The organism is Nostoc sp. CALU 1950, assembly GCF_051172895.1.
In the GTDB taxonomy this organism is placed as follows: domain Bacteria; phylum Cyanobacteriota; class Cyanobacteriia; order Cyanobacteriales; family Nostocaceae; genus Nostoc; species Nostoc edaphicum_A.
Genome location: NZ_JBDNJQ010000385.1, coordinates 1 through 1131, shown reverse-complemented (window position 1 = coordinate 1131; position 1131 = coordinate 1). Strand labels below are relative to the sequence as shown.

2 protein-coding genes are annotated in these 1131 nt (G+C 39.3%); both read right to left on the bottom strand.

Features of this window, described 5'->3' with window-relative positions:
- Nucleotides 1-8: 8 nt before the first annotated feature.
- Nucleotides 9-575 carry an IS630 family transposase gene (locus tag ABF638_RS38070; RefSeq protein ID WP_435027900.1) on the bottom strand — a complete coding sequence of 189 codons (567 nt, stop codon included), beginning with the start codon at nucleotides 573-575 and terminating at the stop codon, nucleotides 9-11.
- Nucleotides 560-1069 carry a helix-turn-helix domain-containing protein gene (locus ABF638_RS38065; protein WP_435027899.1) on the bottom strand — a complete coding sequence of 170 codons (510 nt, stop codon included), beginning with the start codon at nucleotides 1067-1069 and terminating at the stop codon, nucleotides 560-562. Before ABF638_RS38065 ends, ABF638_RS38070 begins: the two co-directional genes overlap by 16 nt.
- Between the last annotated feature and the right edge of the window lie 62 nt (nucleotides 1070-1131).

The window sequence follows — 1131 nt, the reverse complement described above, 5'->3', positions numbered from 1 at the left end:
ATACCAATTTAATATGAAGCTGCATAGAAAAGAGCTTCTAAAATAAAGTTATAAGAAGAGACAGATATTACCTGCTCAAGTGTAAGTTGGTCAAATATTTCTTGGATGCGATCACGTAAAGTCTGTAAAGAAGAGAAAAGTTGATTTTTGAGTGGTTTCTTGAGGAACTGCCAAAGCCTTTCAATGGGATTGAGTTCAGGGGCTGAAGGTGGTTGAAACAGAGGAATAATATTTTCTGGCCAACGAATCGCTGAACTTGTATGAGCAGGTGCTTGGTCAACCTGTAAAATAGCGTAATCTCCACCTAATTGTTGAGATAGCCAGTCTAAAAACTGTTGAAAACACTCACCATTCAACTTCGGATACTCGTAAAGGAAATGGTCTCCAGTCAATGGTTCAATTGCACCATAAATCCAAAAGTTTTCTCGTGGCCATTTCACCTCAACCGTGGGCTTGACTCCTGAAGCTGTAATCACTTTTCCTGTCAGAGTTTTCAGTCCAACCCTAGTTTCATCCTGACACAGGTAGCGAACATACTTGCCGGGTGCTAGATGTTTTTCTAGACAATTAAGAATGATTCCGAGTTTTTTTTAAATTCAGATACCAATTTCTCGTCTTGGTTATGGCTTTGAGGGCGAGGCACTTTTAGTTTTGCCCCTAATCGATATCGAACCCAGGCATAAACTGTTGCATACTCTATATGTTGTCCATGTTCTTGTTTTAACCACTCAACTATTGCACCATAGCTACTAAAGCCTTTTCCTGTTTTTAACTCCTCTGAGAGTGCTGCGATCGCCGCATCATCGATTTTTCGTTTTGCTCCTGGTGCCTTTTTGATTTCTAATAAGCCTGATATCCCATCAGTTCTATACTTCTGCAACCATCTCGTGACCGTTGAAGTATCTTTTGCCAAGCGTTTTCCAATGTCTTGCTGCTCTTTAACCTGCCCGCTTTTTATCCACCACAGCATAATAAGTTTTTCTTTCTGATTCCCTAAGTTAGCTGTTTGTAGACGTTTTTTAAGTTCTTCTTCGCTCTCTGCGATTTCAATCTTAAAAGGGCGGCTCATTGTTCTTTTAATTTATCGAGTTTGTTTTCTCTATTATATGCAGCTTCATATAAAATTGGTAT